The organism is Acuticoccus yangtzensis, assembly GCF_001927245.1.
GTDB lineage: Bacteria > Pseudomonadota > Alphaproteobacteria > Rhizobiales > Amorphaceae > Acuticoccus > Acuticoccus yangtzensis.
The window spans coordinates 831212-851993 of sequence record NZ_MJUX01000001.1 but is presented as its reverse complement, the minus strand read 5'-3'; the positions used below and the strand labels follow the sequence as shown (position 1 = coordinate 851993).

At 70.6% G+C, this 20782-nt stretch carries 21 protein-coding genes; 15 read left to right on the top strand and 6 right to left on the bottom strand.

Translation table 11 applies throughout. From position 1 onward, the window contains the following. Positions 1 to 13: 13 nt before the first annotated feature. Together BIX52_RS03765 and BIX52_RS03760 are read right to left on the bottom strand one after the other, a co-directional pair. A complete protein-coding gene (locus tag BIX52_RS03765) occupies positions 14 to 523 on the bottom strand; it encodes a TRAP transporter small permease (protein ID WP_075219610.1) in 510 nt (169 codons plus the stop codon). Between the two features lie 32 nt (positions 524 to 555). Then, complete coding sequence (locus BIX52_RS03760; protein WP_075219609.1) at positions 556 to 1533, bottom strand: TRAP transporter substrate-binding protein; 978 nt, start codon at positions 1531 to 1533, stop codon at positions 556 to 558. 100 nt (positions 1534 to 1633) lie between these two features. Between BIX52_RS03760 and BIX52_RS03755 the strand changes: the two genes are divergently transcribed. The 5 genes from BIX52_RS03755 (at position 1634) to BIX52_RS03735 (ending at position 7975) form a co-directional block, all read left to right on the top strand. After that, positions 1634 to 2656: a Gfo/Idh/MocA family protein gene (locus BIX52_RS03755; protein WP_075219608.1), complete on the top strand. Its 1023-nt coding sequence runs from the start codon at positions 1634 to 1636 to the stop codon at positions 2654 to 2656. A 357-nt stretch (positions 2657 to 3013) separates the two neighbouring features. Beyond that, a complete protein-coding gene (locus BIX52_RS03750; RefSeq protein ID WP_075219607.1) occupies positions 3014 to 4972 on the top strand; it encodes a PAS domain-containing sensor histidine kinase in 1959 nt (652 codons plus the stop codon). A gap of 31 nt (positions 4973 to 5003) precedes the next feature. Beyond that, entirely contained in the window at positions 5004 to 5627 is a 624-nt protein-coding gene (locus tag BIX52_RS03745; protein ID WP_075219606.1) for a response regulator transcription factor, read from the top strand. A gap of 213 nt (positions 5628 to 5840) precedes the next feature. Beyond that, entirely contained in the window at positions 5841 to 6245 is a 405-nt protein-coding gene (locus BIX52_RS03740) for a response regulator transcription factor (RefSeq protein ID WP_205647684.1), read from the top strand. A 359-nt stretch (positions 6246 to 6604) separates the two neighbouring features. Further along, a complete protein-coding gene (locus BIX52_RS03735) occupies positions 6605 to 7975 on the top strand; it encodes an MATE family efflux transporter (RefSeq protein ID WP_075220150.1) in 1371 nt (456 codons plus the stop codon). Here the strand turns inward: BIX52_RS03735 and BIX52_RS03730 are convergent. Then, the gene (locus BIX52_RS03730) at positions 7951 to 8748 is read right to left on the bottom strand and encodes an SDR family NAD(P)-dependent oxidoreductase (protein ID WP_075219605.1); all 798 of its coding nucleotides are present in this window, start codon (positions 8746 to 8748) and stop codon (positions 7951 to 7953) included. The genes BIX52_RS03735 and BIX52_RS03730 overlap by 25 nt on opposite strands. 144 nt (positions 8749 to 8892) lie before the next feature. On the opposite strand from BIX52_RS03730, the gene BIX52_RS03725 reads away from it, so the two are divergent. The 5 genes from BIX52_RS03725 (at position 8893) to BIX52_RS03705 (ending at position 12102) form a co-directional block, all read left to right on the top strand. Continuing rightward, complete coding sequence (locus BIX52_RS03725; RefSeq protein ID WP_075220149.1) at positions 8893 to 9240, top strand: carboxymuconolactone decarboxylase family protein; 348 nt, start codon at positions 8893 to 8895, stop codon at positions 9238 to 9240. Continuing rightward, entirely contained in the window at positions 9237 to 9968 is a 732-nt protein-coding gene (locus tag BIX52_RS03720) for a glycine betaine ABC transporter substrate-binding protein (protein ID WP_075219604.1), read from the top strand. Before BIX52_RS03725 ends, BIX52_RS03720 begins: the two co-directional genes overlap by 4 nt. A gap of 119 nt (positions 9969 to 10087) precedes the next feature. Then, entirely contained in the window at positions 10088 to 10627 is a 540-nt protein-coding gene (locus BIX52_RS03715) for an ester cyclase (RefSeq protein WP_075220148.1), read from the top strand. 15 nt (positions 10628 to 10642) lie between these two features. Next, positions 10643 to 11776 carry an L-dopachrome tautomerase-related protein gene (locus tag BIX52_RS03710; protein WP_075219603.1) on the top strand — a complete coding sequence of 378 codons (1134 nt, stop codon included), beginning with the start codon at positions 10643 to 10645 and terminating at the stop codon, positions 11774 to 11776. 26 nt (positions 11777 to 11802) lie between these two features. Continuing rightward, positions 11803 to 12102, top strand: coding sequence for a putative quinol monooxygenase (locus BIX52_RS03705; protein ID WP_075219602.1), 300 nt, complete (start codon positions 11803 to 11805; stop codon positions 12100 to 12102). Positions 12103 to 12218: 116 nt separating this feature from the next. Here BIX52_RS03705 and BIX52_RS03700 read toward each other — a convergent pair whose 3' ends face one another. The 3 genes from BIX52_RS03700 to BIX52_RS03690 all read right to left on the bottom strand — a co-directional run bounded on the left by BIX52_RS03700 (position 12219) and on the right by BIX52_RS03690 (position 15668). After that, the gene (locus tag BIX52_RS03700; RefSeq protein ID WP_075219601.1) at positions 12219 to 13070 is read right to left on the bottom strand and encodes an N-acyl homoserine lactonase family protein; all 852 of its coding nucleotides are present in this window, start codon (positions 13068 to 13070) and stop codon (positions 12219 to 12221) included. Positions 13071 to 13090: 20 nt separating this feature from the next. Next, complete coding sequence (locus tag BIX52_RS03695; protein ID WP_075219600.1) at positions 13091 to 14257, bottom strand: MFS transporter; 1167 nt, start codon at positions 14255 to 14257, stop codon at positions 13091 to 13093. A gap of 394 nt (positions 14258 to 14651) precedes the next feature. Further along, entirely contained in the window at positions 14652 to 15668 is a 1017-nt protein-coding gene (locus BIX52_RS03690; RefSeq protein ID WP_075220147.1) for a zinc-binding alcohol dehydrogenase family protein, read from the bottom strand. A 101-nt stretch (positions 15669 to 15769) separates the two neighbouring features. On the opposite strand from BIX52_RS03690, the gene BIX52_RS03685 reads away from it, so the two are divergent. The 5 genes from BIX52_RS03685 to BIX52_RS03665 all read left to right on the top strand — a co-directional run bounded on the left by BIX52_RS03685 (position 15770) and on the right by BIX52_RS03665 (position 20695). Then, entirely contained in the window at positions 15770 to 16150 is a 381-nt protein-coding gene (locus BIX52_RS03685; protein WP_083659985.1) for a winged helix-turn-helix transcriptional regulator, read from the top strand. A gap of 384 nt (positions 16151 to 16534) precedes the next feature. Beyond that, positions 16535 to 17479, top strand: coding sequence for a GlxA family transcriptional regulator (locus tag BIX52_RS03680; RefSeq protein ID WP_075219598.1), 945 nt, complete (start codon positions 16535 to 16537; stop codon positions 17477 to 17479). A gap of 90 nt (positions 17480 to 17569) precedes the next feature. Further along, positions 17570 to 18019, top strand: a complete 450-nt coding sequence (locus BIX52_RS03675) for a (2Fe-2S)-binding protein (protein ID WP_075219597.1) — start codon at positions 17570 to 17572, stop codon at positions 18017 to 18019. 8 nt (positions 18020 to 18027) lie between these two features. After that, positions 18028 to 20235 (top strand): xanthine dehydrogenase family protein molybdopterin-binding subunit, encoded by a 2208-nt coding sequence (locus tag BIX52_RS03670; protein ID WP_075219596.1) that lies wholly within the window; start codon positions 18028 to 18030, stop codon positions 20233 to 20235. Between the two features lie 13 nt (positions 20236 to 20248). Next, the gene (locus tag BIX52_RS03665) at positions 20249 to 20695 is read left to right on the top strand and encodes a c-type cytochrome (RefSeq protein WP_205647682.1); all 447 of its coding nucleotides are present in this window, start codon (positions 20249 to 20251) and stop codon (positions 20693 to 20695) included. The last annotated feature ends 87 nt before the right edge of the window (positions 20696 to 20782 follow it).

Here is a 20782-nt window from a genome sequence, read left to right as displayed (position 1 = left end):
TTCTTGTGAGGGTCTATTCGTAGAGCGGGGTGGGGGCGGGGCCGCGTTCGGTGCCGGCCCAGGCGTTGAGCTGGTTGCGGAAGCTGAACAGCATCATCAGCGCGCCGGAGACCGGGGCGGCGGTATAGAACCACACGTTCGTGTAGGGCAGCGAGGTCATGTAGTCGCCGCCGAAGCGCTCGGTGAGCTCGGTGCCATAGACGAGGAGCACCGCCCCGAAGGCGAAGATGCCGACGTCGAGCAGTAGCGACAGGAGGCGGTGGGCAAGGCCCTTCAGCTTATCGTGCAGCAGCGTGAAGGCGACGTGATCCTTGGCGTCCACCCCCGCCGCGGCGCCGAGGAAGCCGACCCAGATGAGCAGGTAGCGCGGCACCTCCTCCGACCAGGAGAAGACGAAGTTGAACCCGTAGCGCATGACCACGGTGGCGATGATGATGACGAAGAGCGACGTCGCCTGGAGGAGCGCGACCGTGCGCACCAGCCAGACGACGGCGTCCACCGCCTTGTTGAAGATCGCGAGCATGGCCCGGTTCGGCGGTCAGCGTGCGGGACGGGTCAGAAGTCCTTCCCCGATTCCAGGAGATAATTCACCTCGTCGGTCACGCCGAGCGCTTCGCCCTGCTCCTTCAGGAGCGGGGTGACGGCGTCGATGAAGGGTTGCTTCTCGGGCTCGATGATCTCGGTGAAGAGGGGGCGGAGCTGTTCCAGCGACATCTGCTCGGAGGCGGCCCAGGCGCCGCGCATATAGGCTTCGGCCTCGTCCGCGGCTTTGTCGATGGCGGCCTGCTCGTCGGCGCTCAGGCTGTCATAGACGTCCTGGGACATGATGAGCATGTCCGGGATGCGGGCGTGTTCGTCCAGCGTGTAGTAGTCGGACACTTCGTAGAATTTCATCGTGAACACGGAGGGGTGGTTGTTCTCCGCGCCGTCCACCACGCCGGTCTGCAGCGCGTTGTAGAGGTCGCCCCAGGCGATCGGCACGCCGGTGCCGCCCATGGCCTCCACCATCTTCACCTGCACCGGCGAGGCCATCACGCGGATCTTCTGCCCGGCGAGGTCGGCAGGCGTCCTGATGGCCTTCCCGGCGAAGAAGTTGCGCGCGCCCGAATCCATGAAGGCGAGGACGCGGATGCCGCGATCCTCGAGCGGCGCGACGAACTCCGCGGCCTTCTCGGACGTCAAATAATCCCAATAATGATCGGCAGTCTTGAATAGAAACGGCAATGAAAACATGTCCATGCGCCGGTCGATCTGCGACAGGTTCGACGCCGACACGGTGACGAAGGCGAGTGTGCCGTCCCGCAGGCTCTGAACCGATTCCACGGCGTCGCCGAGGGCGCGCGCATGGTTGACGTCAATGTTAATGGACCCGTCGGTGAGGGTTTTCACCCGGTCGGCGAAGAACTCGTGGGTCATCGACACGGGGTGTGACGGCGGCTGAACGCCGTTCAACTTCAATGTCTTCTGAGCGTGTGCGGTGGACACTGAGGCCGCGAGGATGGCGGCGATCGTGATCGTTCGCATGAAGGTCATACGGTGTGGCTCCCTACCCTTTGTGCCGCGCTCTCCGGCCCGGTCTGGTTGACACACCACCAGATTTCGCGAGCCTCGCCAAGAATGAAATGAGGTATTTATGGTTCGTCTGAGCGTGGTCGGTCTGGGAATGGCCGTCAAACCGCATGCTAGTGCCTTGTTAAACCTTGGGGGAGAGGTCGAGATCGTGCATGCGGCCGCCCGGTCGGAGGCGCGCACGGCCGCCTTCGCGGCGAGCGCGGCCGGAACCGCGGCGGCGGCCTGGCCGGTGACGCGGGACGTGACGCGCGCGCTGACCGATCCGGCGGTGGAGGCGGTGCTGTTGCTGACGCCGCCGGACACGCACCTGGCGCTCGGCCGCGTGGCGCTGGAGGCGGGCAAGCACCTGTTGGTGGAAAAGCCGCTGGACCGCACTTTGGCGAACGCCGAGGCGCTGGTGGCGGCGGCGCACAATGCGCGGCTCACGCTGGGCGTGGTGCTGCAGCACCGGTTCCGCGATGCGGCGCTGAGGCTGGCGGCGCTGATGGAGGACGGTGCACTCGGCCGGTTGACCTTCGCCACCTGCAGCGTGCCCTGGTGGCGACCGCAGAGCTATTATGACGAGCCCGGCCGCGGCACCCTGGCACGCGACGGGGGCGGCGTCCTCATCACCCAGGCGATCCACGTGGTGGACCTCTTCCGCGCGCTGACCGGGGCGTGCGACGTCGTGGCCGCGGACGCGCTGACGACGCCCGCCCACCGGATGGAGACCGAGGACTATGCCGCCGCGCTGCTGCGCCTGAAGGATGGTGCGCCCGGCACCTTGATGACGACGACGGCGTTCTACCCGGGTGCCGACGAGCGCATCGAGATCGCGGGGACCGAGGGAAGCGCCACGTTGTCCGGGGATCATCTCGAGGTGCGCTGGCTGGACGGGCGGACCGAGACGGTGGCCTCGGCCGGGTCGGGCGGCACCGGGGCGGACCCGATGGCCTTTTCCAGCGAGCCTCACCGCCGCGTCATCGCCGACTTTCTGGAGGCGGTGCGGACGGGCCGGCCGCCGCGCGCCTCGGGCGACGACGCGCTGGCGACGCAGCGGCTGATCCACGCGATCCTGGCGCGGACGGATGTGCCGACGCCGTGATCGGGTGACGGCGGCGGTCGGTGACCGCGACGGGATCATCGCCGGTGACAGCGCCCGCCGTTCGGCGGACCCCTGCAAGTCGAACCTATGTATAGCTTGGTGGATCTGGTCATTATGGCGCTTTCTCAGTCTTCGCAGCGCCGGGACGGCGCCAGGGCCGGGCAGGTGACGGATGGTCGCAAGAATGGGACGCTCACAGCCTGAGGCGCGCCGCTCCACCGGCCGCGCGCCGGCGGGGGCCATGCCGCCCGCCGCGTTCTCATGTTGATGCGGGCGGACCCTCTGCCGGCCACGGCGCCGGACGGCCCGGCCGCGCGGGCCCCGACTCCGGCGGGTGCACAGGGAAGGCGGCGGCGTGTGGCGCTCACGCTCGCCGCGGTGTCGGTCGCCCTCATCGTGTTCGCGTTCGACACCTTCAGCGGGTACGAAAGCGCCATCGCGGTGCTTTACGCCGTGGTGCTCGTCCTCGTCGCGCCGGGACGGGACCAGCGGGTCCTGGTCGCCGCCGCGCTCGTCTGCGGCGCGCTCACGGTGATGTCGTTCGTCGCCACGCATTGGGGGGCGATGGACGCGAGCAACATCGGGCGCGTCCTGGTCGCGCTCGTCGCCATCGCCTTGACGGCGGCGCTTCTCTTCAGCCGGCTCAGCCTGCATCAGGCCCGAACGGCGCTCGGCGAGAGCGAGGCCAATCTCAGGATCATGGCGGACACCGTGCCGCAGATCCTGTGGCAGGCGCTGCCGGACGGCCGCATCGTCTATCTCAGCCGCCGCTGGACGGAGATGACGGGGGCGACGATCGCCGACGGGCTGGCCGGCGACGGTCTCGCCTTTCTCGGCTGGTTCCATCCCGACGAGCAGCCCACCGCGCTGCAGGAGTGGACCGAGTTCATCCGCGACGGCGTGCCGTTCGAGTTCTATCGCCGCCTGCGGATGGCGGACGGGAGTCACCGCTGGCTGCAGATCAGCGCCTCGCCTGTCCGGGCTGCGGGCAGCGGGGAGATCGAGAAGTGGGCGGGCGTCGCGACCGACATCGACGACGAGATGCGCGCCCAGCTCACCGTTCGCGCGACCAATCAGACGCTGGAGGCGCGCGTGGCCGAGCGCACGGCCGAGCTCGCCCGCAGCGAGCGGCGCTATCGCTCCGCGTTCGAGCAGACGCATGTGGCGATGCTGGAGCTCGACCTGACCGCGGTCGCGCAGGAGCTGGACGCGGCACGCCTCAGGGGGAACGGCGATGGTGCGGCGGACTTGGCGGCGCACCCGGAGGCGTTCGAGCGCTGCCTGAACGCGTTGCGGGTGCTGGATGCCAACCGCGCCGCGGTCGACCTGTTCGGGGCGACGGACCGTGAGGCGCTGCTGGCGCGGCGGGGCCCGCTCATCCGCAGCCGCACCGCGGAGGACATCGACCGCTATTACGCGCTGGTGGAGCGGCGCGAGACGATCGAGGCCGAGGCGGAGATCGTGGTTCTGGACGGGCGCGTCGTGAAGGTGCTGTTCGGCGTCTCGCCGATCGAGGCGCCGGACGGGCGCTGCCATGTTCTCGTCGGCATGATCGACGTGACAGAGAGGGACCGTGCGCAGGAGCTTCTCCTGGCGGCGCAGGAGGAGCTGGGGCGGGCGAACCGGGCGGCGACCTTGGGGGCGTTGTCCGCGTCCATCGCGCACGAGTTGAACCAGCCCATCGGCGCGGTGATGATGGACGCGCAGACGGCGGCGCGCTGGCTGGAGCGCGACCCGCCGGACCTTGCCTCGGCCAAGCGCGCGCTGGCGCGGGTGGCGGGCAACGCGGAACGGGCGAGCGGCATTCTGCGCCGCACGCGCGAGCAGCTCGTGAAGGGGCGGCGCAGCGTCGAGCCGCTCGACGCGGGCGAGGTGGCGGCGTCGGCGATCGCGCTGATCGAGCGGGAGCTGCGGCTGAACCGGACGCGCGCGGAGCTTCGAGTCGCGGAGGACCTCGCGCCGGTGGAGGCGGACCGGATCGAGCTGCAGCAGGTGATCATCAACCTCGTCATGAATGCGGTGCAGGCGATGCGTGACACGCCGCCCGCCGAGCGGGAGGTGATCGTCGACGTCTCGCGCGCGGAGGCGGAGGTCGCCGTTGCGATCACCGATCGGGGTTCCGGGATCGACCCGGCGCACATCGACCGCCTTTTCGAGGCATTCTACACCACCAAGCCGGGGGGCATGGGCATGGGGCTTCAGATTTGCCGCGCGACGATCGAGTCGTTCGGCGGCACGCTCGACGTGCGCAACAACGAGGCGAAGGGGGCGACCTTCGCCTTCACGCTGCCGCTCTTGAACGGGGACGAGCGGTGAGGGCCGCGGGCGCCGAACCGGAGGGCGAGGGATGAGCGGGGGAACGCCGTTGGTCGTCGTCGTCGACGACGATCCGGGGATGCGCGAGGCGATCGGCGATCTGGTGCGCTCGGTCGGCATGGAGGCGCGGGCGCACGCCAGCGTCGACGCGCTGTTCGAGACGGGACTGGAGGGCGTCAACTGCCTCGTTCTCGACGTGCGCCTGCCGGGGCTCAGCGGGCTGGAGCTTCAGGACAGGCTGCACCGGATGGGCAGCGGCGTGCCGATCGTCTTCATCACCGGCTTCGGCGACATTCCGATGGGGGTGCGTGCGATGAAGGGCGGCGCGGTGGACTTCCTGACGAAGCCCTTCCGCAATCAGGAGTTCATCGACGCGATCAACGAGGCGCTGCGCAAGGATGCCGAGGCACGCCAGAGCCATCATGCGACGGACGAAGTGCTGCGCCAGGCGGGCTCGCTCACGCCCCGCGAGCGGGAGGTGATGGAGTGCGTGTGGCGCGGGCTGATGAACAAGCAGATCGCTTACGAGCTCGGGATTGCGGAGATCACGGTGAAGATCCACCGCCGCAACGTGATGCAGAAGATGGGTGCGGCGTCCGTCGCCGAGCTCGTGCGCAAGGTCGAGGTCGTCAAGATGCGCGACGGGGCGGCCTAGCGGGCCGGCCTCTGCCGGCGCGGCCCCAGGCCCCGGCCACCGGCACGCCCGCCGGCAGGCCGAACTGATCGCCTTCGCGCATGGTCCGGGCGCGGTGCGGTTTGGGGCCGGTCCGCTCTTCGGGAGCGGCGGACGTGCCGGTGTGCGGCGCGGCGTTACCAACATCGAACGGGCGGGAGCGGCGCAGGTGCGGTGCCCGGATCCGCCGTCGTCATGATCGAAAGCTTTGAACTGGTGTCAGTCTCTCCCCTCGTTGCCATTGTCGATGATGATGTTTCCATGCGCGAGGCGCTGGAAGATCTGATCGGGTCGCTGGGTTATCGCGCGTTGATGTTCGGGTCCGCGCACGACTATCTGGCCTCGCCCGAACGGTCGCAGGTGGCGTGCATGATCTTGGACGTGCAGATGCCCGGCATGACTGGGCTCGACCTGCAGACGCATCTGGTCGAGCACAAGACCGCGCCGCCGATCATTTTCGTGACGTCCTTCGGCGACGACACGGTCCGGCGCCGCGCCATGCGCAGCGGCGCGGTGTGCGTTCTGGAAAAGCCGGTGCAGGAGGACGAGATCATCGGCTGCATCGACAAGGTGCTCCGCGGGGGAGCCGGGGAGGGCTGACCCGCCGGGCCGGGGGCGGCTCACCCTTCCGGCCACGTCGCGCGGCCCCGCCACCGCCGTAAGCCCGTCCCACCCAAGCGCCGAACGCCGCCGCGGGCCAGCAGCCGCCGCGGGCGAGCCGCGCGGTGCCCGGCGCGTGTCCGGGGAAGTGCACGCGGGATGGACCGCATGCCGTGCGTGCGGTCGTTTTGCCGACGATTGAGGACGGATCGGCGAGAGGTTTGCCGAGGGGCAGCTGGACTGTGCCTCAATGGGCCGCGCGGCCGCTTCGGGCCGTGGAGACACGGTGCGATGCGGCTGTCGAGACCAAGGATAAGGCCGCGCGGGGACGTGGCCCCGCCACCGTGGCTGGCGTCGGCGTGAACGCGCCGTCCGCACCGCCGCCACCGGCGGACCCGCGCACGCGCGCGCTGCTGGAGGCGCCGGTGGTGCCGCTGGTCCTCGGCCTCGGGGCCACGAACGCGGCGCTTCAGCTCGCCCAGGCCGCGGTGGGCCTTCTCGAGATCGCCTTCATCGCCCGGCTCGGCCTCGACGCGCTGGCGGGCGCCGCGCTGGTCTTTCCGTTTCTGGCGCTCACCGTCGCGGTGTCTCAAGGGGCGATCGGCGGGGGCATCGCCGTGGCCCTCGCCCGGGCCATCGGGCGCGGACGTTATGATGATGCCGGGCTCATCGCCTGGTGCGCGCTGCTCGTCGCGATCGGCTTCGGCGGTGTCACGGCGGCGGTGATGCTGACCTGCGGCGGTGCCGTTTTCGCCGCCATGGGGGGCGAGGGCGAGGGGCTTGCGCTCGCGATCCGGTACGCCGCGGTGCTCTTCGCCGGGGCGCCGCTGATATGGACCTTCAACGCGCTTCTGGCGCTTGTGCGCGGCGCGGGGCGCATCAGGCTCGCGGCGGCGGTGGTGTGCGGCGGCGCGGTCATGATGGTGCCGCTGTCGCCGCTGCTGATCTTCGGCGCGGGGCCGTGGCCCGGCCTCGGCATCGCCGGAGGCGCCACGGCGCTCCTCGTCTATTATCTCGGCGGGTCGATCGTCTTCGCGTGCGTGATCTGGGGCCGGACGGGTGCAATCCGCCCGCCGTGGCCGCCGCGGTTGTCGCTTCGTCTCACCGGCGTGATCTTGCGGGTGGGGCTGTTGTCCGCGCTGGTCGCCGGGTCCACCAATCTCACCGTCGCCGTCATGACGACGTTTGCCGGCGCGTCCGGCCTCGAAGCGCTGGCGGGCTACGGGGCGGGGGCGCGGCTCGAAATCCTGCTGGTGCCGCTGTCGGCCGGCATCGGGATCCCGGCCGGGGTCATCGTCGGCACCAATCTGGGCGCGGGCCGTGTCGCGCGGGCCAAAGCGGCGGCGTGGGTGGCGACGGCGGCGGGGTTCGCCGCGGCCGAGGCGGTCGGCCTCGCCGCGGCGCTGATGCCGGGCGCCTGGATCGGCCTCTTCACCGCCGATCCCGAGGCCGTGGCGGTCGGAACGCTCTATCTGACCACCACCGGCCCCTTCTACGGCTTCTTCGGCGCGGCCTTCGTCTGCTACTGCGCGGCCCAGGCGACGGGGCGGATGCTGCTCCCTGTCGCCGGGGCCTTCGCGCGGACCGCTGTGGCGGCCGGGGGCGGCGCGCTGGCGGGCCATCTCGGCGGGACCTTCCTCGCCATCGGCGTCGGCATGGCCGTGTTTGCCGCGTTCGGCCTCGCCGGGCTCGTCCTGTCGGTCGGTTACACCGCCGCGGACAGCCGGTAGCGCGGGGCCGGGCGATCATGCGACAGGTTCGGCCCCAGCGCGGCCCGTGCGGCGAGGAAGGCCTCCCAATCGGCAACGTCGGGCAGGGAGGGGATGGTCACCGTCTCGCCCGCGTCGAACCCGGCGAGGGCGGCTTCGACGAGGAGGTCGGGGGCCATCTTCATCGCATCGGGGATGGCGGAGACATCACCCCCTGCGCGGTCGAAGATCTCCGTTTTGGTGAAGCCGGGAAGCACCGCTTGCAGCCGCACCCCTGTTCCGGCGACCTCGCTTTGCAGCGCCTCGGTCAGCGCCAGGACGTAGGCCTTGCCGGCGACGTAGAGCGCGTGAAACCGCTCCGGCGCCATCACCACGGCGGAGGAGATGTTGATGATGCCGCCGCCGCCGCGGGCGATGAAGGCGGTCGCCGCGGCCAGCGTCAATTCCTGGAGGGCGACGACGTTGACCGCCAGCATCGGCCCGTGGTCGGGGCTGTCGCTGCCGAGGGTGCGCCCGGCGATCCACAGCCCGGCGCAGTTGACGAGGGCGCTGATCCGCGGGTCGGAGGTGATTTGCTCCGCCAGCCGGGCCACGTCCGCGCTGTCGGCGAGATCGGCGCGGACGACATCGACGGTGACGCCATGATCGGCGCTCAGTTGCGCCGCCAGCGCGGAGAGCCGCGCCTCGTCGCGCGCGGCGACGACGAGATCGTGGCCCCTGCGGGCGAGCTCCTGCGCATAGGCCCTGCCGATGCCGGACGAGGCGCCGGTGACCACCGCTGTTCCCTGTTGCATGGGTTCCAACCTTCTGTCCCAAGACGATTCGAGGGTGGGTTGATGAAATAATCATGCAGTGTCGGTACGTATACTATATCTTCGGATACATATTCAGCGGGTAGTCTGACGATTATCTCCTGCTCATCAGGAGATTTTGCCATGATGCTTGACTGGAATGCGTACCGCGCCGCCCTGAAAACGGGAGTCGGTGCGTTTGGACGGCTCAGCCCGGACACCGTCCGCAGCTATGTCGGCCTGTCCTCCGCCGGGGCGAAGAAGGACGTGCTCGGCGCCAAGACGCGCGAATTGATCGCCCTCGCGGTGGCGGTGGCGCAGCGGTGTGACGGGTGCATCACCATCCACACCGAGCAGGCGTTGAAGCTGGGCGCCAGCGAGGACGAGATCGCCGAGGCCCTCGGCGTGGCGATCGCGCTCGGCGCCGGGGCCTCCCTCGTCTACTCGACGCGGGTGATGGACGCGGTCGCCACCTACGAGGCGGCCGAGGCATGAGCGGGCGGCCGATCCGCGTCGGCCACATCGACCTCAGCTTCCACGACGCCTCGGCCCGTGAGGTCGAGGCCGTTCTGGCGGGGGAGGGCCTTGCGGTCGAGCGCTCCGCAGCGCCGCACGAGGAGATGTTTGCCCGGCTGGGACGCGGCGAGGTCGACGTTCTGGTGTCCGCCTGGCTGCCGTCCAGCCACGGGGCCTACCTTGCCCCGTTCGAGGCCGAGGTGCGCAAGCTCGGCATCCTCTACGAGCCGTTCTGCTTCTGGGGTGTGCCGCATTATGTGCCCGACGCGATCACAAGCGTGGCGGACCTGCTCGGCCCGATGGCGCTGCGGCGGATGGACCGGCTGATCCAGGGGATCAATCCTGGCGCCGGCATCAGCCGCTTCTCCAAGGCCATCGTCGCCGCCTACGCGCTCGACGTTGCGGGCTACCATTTCGAGACCGGCACGGAGGCGGAGTGTTTCGGCCGGTTCGAGAAGGCGGTGGCCGAGCGGCGCTGGGTGGTGGTGCCGCTGTGGCATCCGCAGTGGCTGAACCACCGCTACAAGATCCGCGCACTGTTGGAGCCGCGCGGCCTGCTCGGCGGGCGCGACGAGGCGACGCTCATCGTGCGCAAGGAGGCCGAGGCGCTGATCGGTGAGAGGGCGCTGGCCGGCCTCGCGCGCCTCAGCCTGGGCAACGCCAAGGTGAGCGCCCTCGACGACGCCTTGCAGCGGGCGCGGCGATGAGGCGCCGCCCCGATGCGCCGGCCGGAGCGGCCGGGCCACCTTCCCACCATTCCCCGATGCTGGCCGGGCGGGCACCCCGCGGGGTCGCCGCCGCCGCCGCCGCGTCGCTGGAGGATCTGATGCACAAGGCTTTGTTTTTCGCCCTCGCTCTTCTGCCCGGACCGGCGGCGGCGGCTCCGGCGGGCGACGCTGCGGCGCTTCGTCTGACGGGGCCGCTGGAGGAGATCGCCTCGCCCGCGATCCCGGCCGAAGAGCGGGCTGCGATGATCGCCGCCGCCGACGCCTTCTACGGCTTCTGGGCGAGTGGCAGCGCAGACCTTCTGGCCGCCGCCATCGCCCCGGATTTCACCGACAGGACACTGCCGCCCGGCCGCCCGCAGGGGCCGGACGGGCCGGTGGCCGCCTCGCGCGTCTTCCTGGCGGCGGTGCCGGATCTTTCGGTGACCGTGGTGCAGCGGCTCATCGTCGGTGACCGGGTGGTGTCGCACCTCAACTTCACCGGCCACTTCACCGGCTCGTTCCAGGGCCGCCAGGGCACGGGGCAGCCGGTCGACTTCATCGCCACCGACATTCTGCGGATCGAGGACGGCCGGATCACCGACAACTGGCACCTCGAAGACAACCTGACCTTCCTGCGCCAGATCGGCGCCGCCGACTGAACCCCGGAGACTGACATGACACGCATCGCCGTGCTCGCGCTCGGCCTGAGCGCGCTCGTTCCGATCGCCCCCGTGGCGGCGGTGGCCGAACCCGTCGAACTCGTCGCGGAGGTCCGCGGCGCGATGCCGACGGGGATCACCGTCACGCCGGGCGGGCGCATCTTCCTCAACTTCCCGCAGTGGGGCGACGCGAGCCCGTTCGCCGTGGCCGAGCTCGTCGGCGGGCGGCTGGTGCCCTTTCCCGACACGCCGTTCAACCAGCCGAATGGGACCGCCGATCCGGTGGACCATCTCCTCAGCGTGCAGAGCGTGGTGGCGGACGCCATGGACCGGCTGTGGATCCTCGACACCGGTGCGCCGGGCTTCGCGGCGCCCGTCCCCGGCGGGGCCAAGCTCGTCGCGGTGGATGTCACGACCGGCGACGTGGTGCGCACGATCACCTTCGCGCCGGACGTGGTCCTGCCGAGCACCTACCTCAACGACGTGCGGTTCGACTTCGGCACCGGCGAGGCGGGCACGGCCTACATCACCGACAGCTCGCTGTCCGGGCCGGGCGGCATCATCGTGGTGGACCTCGCCACAGGGACGGCGCGGCGGCGATTGTCGGGACATGCCTCGACGATGCCCGATCCTGAATTCGTCCCGGTGATCGACGGTGAGCCGCTGATGGTGCGCCCGGCGGAGGGACCGGCCCAGCCGTGGCGCGTGGCGAGCGACGGTATCGCCATCTCGCCCGACGGGGCGACGCTCTATTATTGCGCGCTGTCGAGCCGCCGCCTTTATGCGGTGCCGACCGCGGTGCTGCTGGACCCCGAGGCGAGCGAGGAGGAGATCGCCGCGGCGGTGCGCGATCTCGGCGAAAAGGGCGCGTCGGACGGGTTGGCCGAGGACAGCATCGGCCGCATCTATGCCGGCGACTACGAGAACGATGCCATCCGCCGCTGGGACGGGCGGCGGTGGACGACGATCGCGCAGGATACGCGGCTCGACTGGCCGGACACGCTGGCGGTCGGACCGGACGGCTACCTCTACGTCACCGCCAACCAGTTGGAGCGTCAGGCGGTCTTCCACGGCGGCATCGACAGGCGGGTGCAGCCCTACCGGGTCCTCAGGGTGCCGATCGGCGCCGGTCCCGTCCACCTCGACTGATGCCAAGTGCGATCGAAAGGCCCGCCATGACCGACCGTGAAATCTGCCTCGTTGCGCATCTGGTGGCAAAGCCCGGACAGGAGGCGGCGCTGCGAGAGGCGGTGACCGCGCTCGTTCCGCAGGTGCGGCGCGAGCAGGGCTGCCTCGGCTACACCGCCCATGTCAGCCGTGAGGCGCCGGGCACCATCGTGATGTACGAGGTGTGGGCCGATCAGGCCGCGCTCGACGTGCATGCCGCGGCGCCCGCTCTGTCCGCGTTGGCCGCCCGGTTCGATGCGCTGCTGGCCGAGCCGCTGCGGCTGGAGCCCCTGCGCCGCATCGCCTGACCCCACCGCGCCCTGCACCACGAGGCCGCCCGGATCGCTCCGGGCGGCCTTTTTGCGTTCGCTTTGCCGGGGCCACGCGGGGGCCTCGCCGCGCAGGCGAGGCTCCGAATTGGCGCTTAGGGCCACTGATAGCTGGCGGCGTCGGTGAGGTCGGCCGCCGCATCGTCGAACGCGCTGTGGTGGCGGCCGGTGACGCGTCCACCCTCGATCAGCGCCGGGAGGTCGTGCCCGATGAGGAGGAAGCGGCTCGTCGCCAGCGCCTTCTTCACGGCCCGCTTCTCCTCCAGCGATCGCATTGCGCGGTTGCCGGAGATGGTCGGTTCGTGAGCGATCACGTCGTTCAGCGGCGCGGCGATCTGATCGTCGATATGGTAGACGATGTCACCGGCGATGTTGGCGATCCCGTCCCCGGTCTCCACCAGAACCGACAGCGAACCCGGCGTATGCCCGCCGGACAGGCGTACCGCGACACCGGGCGCCACCTCCTCTTCGAAGGTCCCGTCGACATCGAACAGGCGGAGCGCGCCGGGGGTGTGCAGGCGGTCGACCAGGTGGTGGGTGTCGCCTGCGGTATACATCCCCGGACCCATGACGCCGGAGACCATGAATTCCAGCTCAGAGCGGGCCATGGCGACGGTGGTCGTCATCGGGAAGAGGTCGTCCTGGCCGACATGGTCGAGGTGGGCGTGGGTGTGGACGACGGTGCGCACGTCTTCCGGCCGCACGCCGAAGCGGTCGAGCTGCGCGGCGACGGTCATGTCCGGCGTCTTCTCGAACGCCATGCCCCAGCCGGCCCAGTCAATCCTATCGCTGGCGCCGGTGTCGACGAGGATGGGGTCGCCGGCGCCGAGGATGAGGTAGCCGATGAAGGGGATCGTCGCCCGCGTGCCGGGGCGGCGGAAGAGGACGAGGCCGCTGGAATCCATGGTGAGGCGGCCGAAGGTGAGGGCGTGGATGGTGATGTGCATAAGACCTCTGTGCGCTGCGTTCAGGCCAGGCGCCGCCGCCGCAGAGCGCCCGCGATGGACGATGCGGCGAGCGTCGCCATCAGGCCGGCGCCGATGAAGACGGAGAAGGACAGCCCCGTGCGCGACGCGAGCCAGCCGAGGGCGAGCGCGAGTGCGCCGGAGACGAGGTAGGCGAAGAGGAGGGCGAAGGAGATCCGCCCAGCGCGGTTGGCGGCGGTGGACCCGGCGTCGATGATCTGGAAGCCGCCGGCCACAAGAAGCGCGTAGCCGACGCCGGAAAGGAACGTTGCCGCCAGGAAGAAGACGAGATCGCGGGCGAGGATGGAGGCGGCGAGGAAGGCCATCGCCGCCGCGGTGGAGAGAGCGCCGACGCAGATGGCGGCGCGCGGATCCTTGACCTTGAACCGCAGCCCGACCAGCCCGAAGGCGAGCGGGAAGAGGGCGAGCGCCAGCCCGTTCACCGTGGGGCTGGACGAGCCGACGAGGGTGCCGGCGATCTGCGCGCCGAGTGCGGCCACCATCACCCCGTGCGCATAGGCGGTGACGAGGGCGATGGTGGCGACGGCAAGGTCCGGCCCGCCGATGCCGGCGAGGTCCGGCAGGTGCGGGCGCCAGCGGCCGGGCCGCGCCGCCGCGTGCTCCAGCCCGGCGGTGAGACCCATGAGCGCCAGGATGAAAACGAGCAGCACGGCGAAGGGGAGATGCAGCGGGAACGGCGCGTGCTCGATCATTGCGCCGTCGATGGTGAGTGCGGCGACGAGGCCGGCGGCCTGTGCGGCGACGGTGATCGCGGCCCCGGTCCGCCGGTCGGGCGCGCTTTCGGCGACCGCCGCCGCCGACGGCCCCGCCGACAGGCCGACGCCGACGCCCATCAACACGCGTCCGGCGATGAGCGCGGCGAGGTTTCCGGCGACGGCGAAGACCGCCACCCCGGCGGCCGAGGCGGCAAGGCCCCACAGCATCGCGCGGCGCCGGCCGACGTGATCGGCAAGGTCGCCCGCCAGCAGCATGACGAGGACCACGACCGCCGGGTAGACGGCGAAGACGAGGGTCGTCTGCGTAGTCGAGAGGCCCCATTCGCGGGCGTAGAGGGGATAGGTCATCGCCGGCGCGGCGCTGGTCCACAGCGTGTGCGCGACGACGCCCGACGCGACCCAGAGGCGCACCGGGAGCGGGGAGCGACGCATGGCGGTCTCCTTCGGCCGCATCGCCGCGGCCGCTGCGAGGGCGGTCGCGGGGTGCGCCGCCTGGGATTGAGGGGGACGTGCGGCCGGTAAAGCGGCCCGATCAGCCGGGAGCGTTCGGCGCGGCGCCGGAGCCGATCGGCAGGGGCGACGGCGCGGCGGCGGACTCCTGGGTCGACGCGCCGCCAAGAAAGATGGCGGCGCGGCTTCGTAGGGCGGCGGGCGCGCTCGGGCGTCCGTCCGCATCATCGGGATGGCGATGGCTCGCGGGGCGGGGTCGCGCGGGGTGTATCCTGCGGGCGACCGATCTCACCCCGGCGACGACAGGCGCGGCACGCCCTGCGGCGGTGACAGCGTGCCGGCCGTCGCGGACGTCATGAACGCCGAGGCGCTGCCGTCACTCCCACCCTTCGAGCACGATCTTGCCCTTCGCGCGGTGGCTTTCGAGCAGCGCGTGGGCGCGCTTCAGGTTGGCCGCGTTGATGGCGCCGAAGCACTCGCCGAGCGTCGTGCGCAGCGTGCCCTCGTCGATCAGCCGGGCGATCTCGTTCAGCAGCGCGCCCTGCTTCTCGATATCGGCGGTGCCGAACATCGAGCGGGTGAACATGAACTCCCAGTGGGTCGACACGCTCTTCTGCTTGAGCGGCGAGATGTCGAGGCTCTCCGGGTCGTCGATCAGGGCGAAGCGGCCTTGCGGGGCGATGAGCTTCGCGATTTCGGCCAGGTGCTCGTCGGTGTGCGTGGTGGAGAAGACGAAGGCGGGGGCGCCGATGCCGAGCGCTTCCACTTGCGCGGCCAGCGGCTGCGTGTGGTCGATCACGTGGGTGGCGCCGAGGCCCTTCGACCAGTCCGCCGTCTCGCCGCGCGAGGCGGTGGTGATGACGGTGAGGCCGGTGAGGCGGGCGGCGAGCTGGGTGGCCATGGAGCCGACGCCGCCCGCACCGCCGACGATGAGGATCGCCTCGGCGGCACCCGGCACCGGACGGTTGACTTCCAGCCGGTCGAACAACGCCTCCCATGCGGTGATGGCCGTCAGCGGAAGCGCGGCGGCCTCCGGCGCGGACAGCGTCTTGGGCTTGGCGCCGACGATCCGCTCGTCGACGAGGTGGAACTCGGCATTGGTGCCCTGGCGGCCGAGGGCGCCGGCATAGAACACCGGATCGCCGGGGGCGAAGAGCGTCGCCTCCGGCCCGACCGCCTCGACCACGCCGACCGCGTCCCAGCCGAGCACCTTCCACGACCCGGCCTCGGGCTGGGCGCGCATGCGCACCTTCGTGTCGACCGGGTTCACCGAGATGGCCTGGACGGCGACCAGAAGGTCGCGGCCTTCGGGCGTGGGCTGGGGAAGGGTGATGTCCTGGAGGGACTGGTCGTCCTCGACGGGCAGGGAGGTCTGATAACCGACAGCGCGCATTTTCATCTCCATGGCGGATTGCTGCCAGCCGAAGTGACGATTACCTTTGGAAACAGCAAGAACGCACATTTCTAGCCCATAGTGTCGAAAAGGATACCGTGATGCCGAAGGCGCGGCACGAGCGCTTCGACTGCTCCCCCGGATGCGCGGTGGAGGCGGCGCTTCAGTTCATCGACGGGAAATGGAAGGGCGTGATCCTCTATCACCTGCTGGACGGCACGATGCGCTTCAACGAGATCCGCCGGGCCATTCCGAGCGTCACCCAGCGCATGCTGACCAACCAGCTTCGCGAGCTCGAGGCGGACGATCTCATCGAACGCACGGTCTACCCGCAGGTGCCGCCGAAGGTGGAATATAGCCTCACCGCGCGCGGGCGGACGCTGCAGCCGGTGCTCATCGCCCTCAAGGCGTGGGGGACGGAGCATTCGGGCGTTGCGCTGCGTGAGGAGAGCCGGTGCGATGGCCAGTCGAAGGCGGCCTGACCGCAGAACGGCCGCGCGGCGGCGGGCGGGTGCGACGTCGGGACGGTGGCCGGTGATCATCGTCGTGTCCGGGTGGCTGGCGGCGGGACGAGGGTCCCGCGCCGGTGAACGCCTCTTCGGGTCACCTCGCCGGCAGACGGGGATGCAAGCCCATCGCGGCCGCGCAGCGGTCTGCGGCCGTCGGGGCAACCCGTGATCCTGCGGGCGAGCGGAAGAAGCCGGAACAGGTTTAGCCGCCCGGAGGCCGAGCCTCGAAGGTCGTTTGCACAGCGATTGCGGACATCACCCGTCCGCAATCTAGTGTCGAATTATACCAGCATATAAGAGACCGAGCCGGACGAATTCGGCTTTATTGGGGACGCCATCAACGGATCGGGGGTTGCCATGATCACCGTGGGTCTCATCGCGGTCGCGCCCATGCAGCTCATGTCGCTTGCGGCGATGACCGTGCTGCAGACGGCAAATTCGCTGACGCCGGAGCCGGCCTACCGCATCGCGCTCCTGTCCGAAGAGGGCGGGCTCGTGACGACGGCGGCCGGATTCGGCGTCGACACGGTGCCGATCGGGGATGCGCGTTTCGACACCCTCCTCGTCAGCGCCTTCGTGGGGACGGCGGTGCCTTCGCAGGCGCTTGTGGCCTCGGTCCGGCACCTCGCGGCCGATGCGCGGCGGGTCGGGTCCTTCTGCACCGGCGCCTTCGTGCTGGCGGCGGCGGGGCTGTTGGACGGCCGCCGCGCGACGACGCACTGGCGCCACCTTGCGGAGCTTCAGCGGGCCTTCCCGCGGGTGCGGCTGTTGCGGGACCGGCTCTACGTCGAGGACGGCTCGTTCTGGACGGCGGCCGGGATGACGGCCGGGATCGACATGATGCTGGCCCTCGTGGAGGCGGACCTCGGCGAAGATATCGCGCGGGAGGTGGCCGAGCGGATGGTGATGGAGCGGCGGCGGCCGGGCGGCGGCGCGCAGGTCTCCGGCCTCCTGACGCTGGTGCCGAAGACGGACCGGATCGAGACCGTCCTCGCCTTCGCCAAGAAGAACCTGAAGGAGCCGCTTACCGTCGGCCAGCTCGCCGAGGTGGCGCATCTGTCGCCGCGGCAGTTCAGCCGGGCGTTCAACGCGGCGACGGGCGAATCCCCCGCCAAGGTGGTCGAGCGGCTGCGCGTCGATGCGGCGCACGGGATGATCATCGCCTCGCGCCACTCGCTCGATACCATCGCCGCCGAGACCGGATTTGCCGACCGCGAGAGGATGCGGCGGGCCTTCCTGCGTATCCACGGGCGCCCGCCGCAGGATCTGAGACGCGCCTCGCGCGATCTCGCGGCGGCCTGACCGCCGGTCTCGCCGCTGTCACTCAACAGTTCACGACCGGCGCTGCGTGCGCCGACGATCCCCCTTTGCCAACCATCAGAGGCATTCCCCATGTTCACCCTGACCATCAACGGAGACGCGCGCGAGGTCGACGTGGAGGAGGGCACACCGCTCCTCTTCGTCCTGCGCGACACGCTTGGGCTGACCGGCACGAAATATGGCTGCGGGATCGCCCAATGCGGCGCCTGCACGGTGTTGATGGACGGCGCGGCGACGCGTTCCTGTCAGCTTCCCGTGGAGGCGGTGGGCGACTCGGCGATCACCACCATCGAGGCGGTGGAGACCGACGAGGTGGGCCGGCGCGTGGTTGCGGCGTGGATCGAGAACGAGGTGCCGCAGTGCGGCTATTGCCAGTCGGGCCAGGTGATGGCGGCGACCGCGCTCTTGAAGGACACGCCGGACCCCGCGGACGACGACATCCTCTACGGCATGTCCAACATCTGCCGCTGCGGCACCTATAACGCCATTGCCGCCGCCGTGCGGCAGGCCGCCAAAGCGTGAGGCGCGCCATGACCACCTCGTCGCACACCGCCGCCGGCCTTTCGCGCCGCACCTTCCTCGCCGGATCCGGCGCCTTCGTGCTCGGCGCGGCGCTGCCCGCCCGCGTCCTCGCCGAGGCGGCGGGGGCGGGCGAAGGGGCCGCGGCCATGGCTCCCGCCCCCGGCACCCGCGTCGCCGCCTTCATCGAGATCGGCGCCGACAATGCGGTGCGCTTCCTGTCACCCTTCGTGGAGGGCGGGCAGGGGATCGCCACCGGCATGGCGCAGACGGTCGGCGAGGAGCTCGACGTGGATCCGTCGCGCATCACCGTCGACTATGCCCCGCCGGGGCCGGACTATTTGGTGGTGAACGGAATGCGCCTCACCGGCGGCAGCTTCTCCACCCGCAGCTCGTTCCCGGTCGTGCGGCGGCTGGGGGCCACGGCGCGCGACATGATGCTGCGCGCCGCCGCCGCCCGGCTGGAGGTGGACGCGGCGTCCCTCTCCACCAGCGACGGCGTGGTGACGCATGCCGCCACGGGGCGCACCTTGACCTATGGCGACCTTGCCGAGGAGGCGATGGCGCTCACCCCGCGCGAGGATGTGGCGCTGCGCGATCCGGCCGCCTTCCGGTGGATCGGCAAGCCGGTCGCGCGGATCGACGTGGCGGACAAGTCCCGCGGCCTCGCCAAGTTCACCATCGACCAGGTGGTGGACGGGATGCTGTTCGCCGCCGTCGTCCATGCGCCGTATTATGGCACCGAGCCGCTCTCGCTCGCCAACGCGGCTGACGTGAAGGCGATGCCGGGCGTTCATTCGGTCCACACGCTGCCGGGCGCCGTGGCGGTGACGGCGGATTCCTGGTGGCGCGCCCGCAAGGCGGTGGAGGCGCTCGACGTGACGTGGTCCGACCCGGCGCCGAGCGGGATCGACACCGTCGCGGCGGATTTCTCGTCAGCGGCGATGCGTGCGGCGCTCGCGGCGTCGACCGCCGAGGGTGTGTCCGTGGAGGCCGAGGGTGACGTTGACGCCGCCTTCGCCGCCGCCGCGAAGACGGTGGAGGCCGAGTATGACGCGCCCTACCTCGCCCACGCCCAGCTCGAGCCGCCGTCCGCCATCGCCCGGTTCAATGCCGACGGGACGCTGGAGGTGTGGCTGCCCAACCAGATGCCGGACGCGTTCCTGAAGCTGTGCGCTGAGGCCGGCGGTGTCGCGCCGGAGAAGGTGACGCTGCACCAGCCGATGCTGGGCGGCTTCTTCGGCCGGCACTTCACCTATGGCAGCGGCAATCCCTTCCCGCAGGCGATTGCGCTGGCGAAGGCGACGGGCCGGCCGGTGAAGCTCGTCTGGTCGCGCGAAGAAGAGTTCAAGATGGACGCGATGCGCCCGCTCTCCTTCACCCGCTTCAAGGCCGCCATCGGCGCGGACGGGATGCCGACCGCCATCACCGCCCGCACGGTGGGCGAAGGGCCGTTGGGCCGCTATTTCGGCGCGGCGCCGGACAGCTCCATGGTCGAGGGGATCACCGAAAAGCCCTACGCGATCGCCAACCGGGCGATGGAAAGCGTGGCGCTGCCGCATCCGGTCAACATCGCCTTCTGGCGCTCGGTCGGCCACTCGATGAACGACGGCTTCTATGAAAGCTTCCTCGACGAGGTCGCCGAGGGGGGCGGGCAGGATCCCTTCGCGCTGCGCAAGGCGCTGCTGGCGCAAAGCCCGCGCCATCTGGCCCTGCTGGACGAGGTCGAGCGGATCTCCGGCGGATGGAAGCGCGGCCCCTACACGGTGGACGGCACGGTGCGGGCGCGCGGTGTCGCGATGGCCTCGCCCTTCGGGTCAGAGACGGCGACCATCGCGGAGGTGTCCATCGCCGACGGGGCGACGAAGGTGCATCACGTGTGGGTGGCGTTCGACCCCGGCAGCGTGGTGAACCCGGCCATCGTCAAGCGGCAGGTGGAGTCGGCGGTTGCGCTGGGGCTGTCGGCGGTGCTGGTCGAGCAGGCGGTTTACGAGAACGGCCAGCGGCGGGACGCCAACTATGACACCTATCAGGTGCTGCGGCGGGAGATGATGCCCGCCGTCACCGTCTCCATCGTCGAGAGCGGGGCGCCGATGGGCGGCGTCGGCGAGCCGGGCCTTCCGGGCGTGCCGGGGGCGGTGGTGAACGCCGTCGCCGCGCTGACCGGGACCCGTGTCCGGAGCCTGCCTCTCGCCAACACTGCCCTATCCGGCGCCTAAGGGGTTCAAACCAATGATGAACGAGATCGACGCGCGGCGCTCGCCGCGCGAACGGCGCCGTGCGGCCTTCTGCCTCGCGGCGCTGCTTCTGGCGCCGCTGATCTTCGCCGGCACGGCGGTGGCGGACGGCGATCCCGCGGCGGGCAAGCGGGTGTTCGCCCGCTGCCAGAGCTGCCACCAGGTGGGCCCGAAGGCGCGCAACCTCGTCGGCCCGGAGCTGAACGGGGTTGTCGGCCGCACCAGCGGCACCGCCCCCGGCTACACCTATTCGCCCGCGCTGAAGGCGGCGGCGATCGTGTGGGACCACGATACCATCGCCGCCTTCGTCGCCAATCCGCAGGGCGTTGCGCGGGGCACGCGGATGACGTCGCCCGGCCCGCTGCGCCCGGCCGATGTCGACAATCTCGTCGCCTACCTTGCGAGCTTCGCGGCCGACGGCAGCGCGGCGCCGGCCCGGTGAGCAAGGCGGCGACGGCCGCATAAGACGGTGAGGCGGTGCGGATCGTCCGCCGGGAGCGGGCGCCTGCGACATGGCGCGGTAGCGGCC

What these genes read in the sequence shown, in the direction of transcription:
- BIX52_RS03765 (WP_075219610.1), bottom strand. Translation starts at nt 523, where the DNA reads ATGCTCGCGATCTTCAACAAGGCGGTGGACGCCGTCGTCTGGCTGGTG.
- BIX52_RS03760 (WP_075219609.1), bottom strand. Translation starts at nt 1,533, where the DNA reads ATGACCTTCATGCGAACGATCACGATCGCCGCCATCCTCGCGGCCTCA.
- BIX52_RS03755 (WP_075219608.1), top strand. Translation starts at nt 1,634, where the DNA reads ATGGTTCGTCTGAGCGTGGTCGGTCTGGGAATGGCCGTCAAACCGCAT.
- BIX52_RS03745 (WP_075219606.1), top strand. Translation starts at nt 5,004, where the DNA reads ATGAGCGGGGGAACGCCGTTGGTCGTCGTCGTCGACGACGATCCGGGG.
- BIX52_RS03740 (WP_205647684.1), top strand. Translation starts at nt 5,841, where the DNA reads ATGATCGAAAGCTTTGAACTGGTGTCAGTCTCTCCCCTCGTTGCCATT.
- BIX52_RS03730 (WP_075219605.1), bottom strand. Translation starts at nt 8,748, where the DNA reads ATGCAACAGGGAACAGCGGTGGTCACCGGCGCCTCGTCCGGCATCGGC.
- BIX52_RS03725 (WP_075220149.1), top strand. Translation starts at nt 8,893, where the DNA reads ATGCTTGACTGGAATGCGTACCGCGCCGCCCTGAAAACGGGAGTCGGT.
- BIX52_RS03720 (WP_075219604.1), top strand. Translation starts at nt 9,237, where the DNA reads ATGAGCGGGCGGCCGATCCGCGTCGGCCACATCGACCTCAGCTTCCAC.
- BIX52_RS03715 (WP_075220148.1), top strand. Translation starts at nt 10,088, where the DNA reads ATGCACAAGGCTTTGTTTTTCGCCCTCGCTCTTCTGCCCGGACCGGCG.
- BIX52_RS03710 (WP_075219603.1), top strand. Translation starts at nt 10,643, where the DNA reads ATGACACGCATCGCCGTGCTCGCGCTCGGCCTGAGCGCGCTCGTTCCG.
- BIX52_RS03705 (WP_075219602.1), top strand. Translation starts at nt 11,803, where the DNA reads ATGACCGACCGTGAAATCTGCCTCGTTGCGCATCTGGTGGCAAAGCCC.
- BIX52_RS03700 (WP_075219601.1), bottom strand. Translation starts at nt 13,070, where the DNA reads ATGCACATCACCATCCACGCCCTCACCTTCGGCCGCCTCACCATGGAT.
- BIX52_RS03695 (WP_075219600.1), bottom strand. Translation starts at nt 14,257, where the DNA reads ATGCGTCGCTCCCCGCTCCCGGTGCGCCTCTGGGTCGCGTCGGGCGTC.
- BIX52_RS03690 (WP_075220147.1), bottom strand. Translation starts at nt 15,668, where the DNA reads ATGCGCGCTGTCGGTTATCAGACCTCCCTGCCCGTCGAGGACGACCAG.
- BIX52_RS03685 (WP_083659985.1), top strand. Translation starts at nt 15,770, where the DNA reads ATGCCGAAGGCGCGGCACGAGCGCTTCGACTGCTCCCCCGGATGCGCG.
- BIX52_RS03680 (WP_075219598.1), top strand. Translation starts at nt 16,535, where the DNA reads ATGATCACCGTGGGTCTCATCGCGGTCGCGCCCATGCAGCTCATGTCG.
- BIX52_RS03675 (WP_075219597.1), top strand. Translation starts at nt 17,570, where the DNA reads ATGTTCACCCTGACCATCAACGGAGACGCGCGCGAGGTCGACGTGGAG.
- BIX52_RS03670 (WP_075219596.1), top strand. Translation starts at nt 18,028, where the DNA reads ATGACCACCTCGTCGCACACCGCCGCCGGCCTTTCGCGCCGCACCTTC.
- BIX52_RS03665 (WP_205647682.1), top strand. Translation starts at nt 20,249, where the DNA reads ATGATGAACGAGATCGACGCGCGGCGCTCGCCGCGCGAACGGCGCCGT.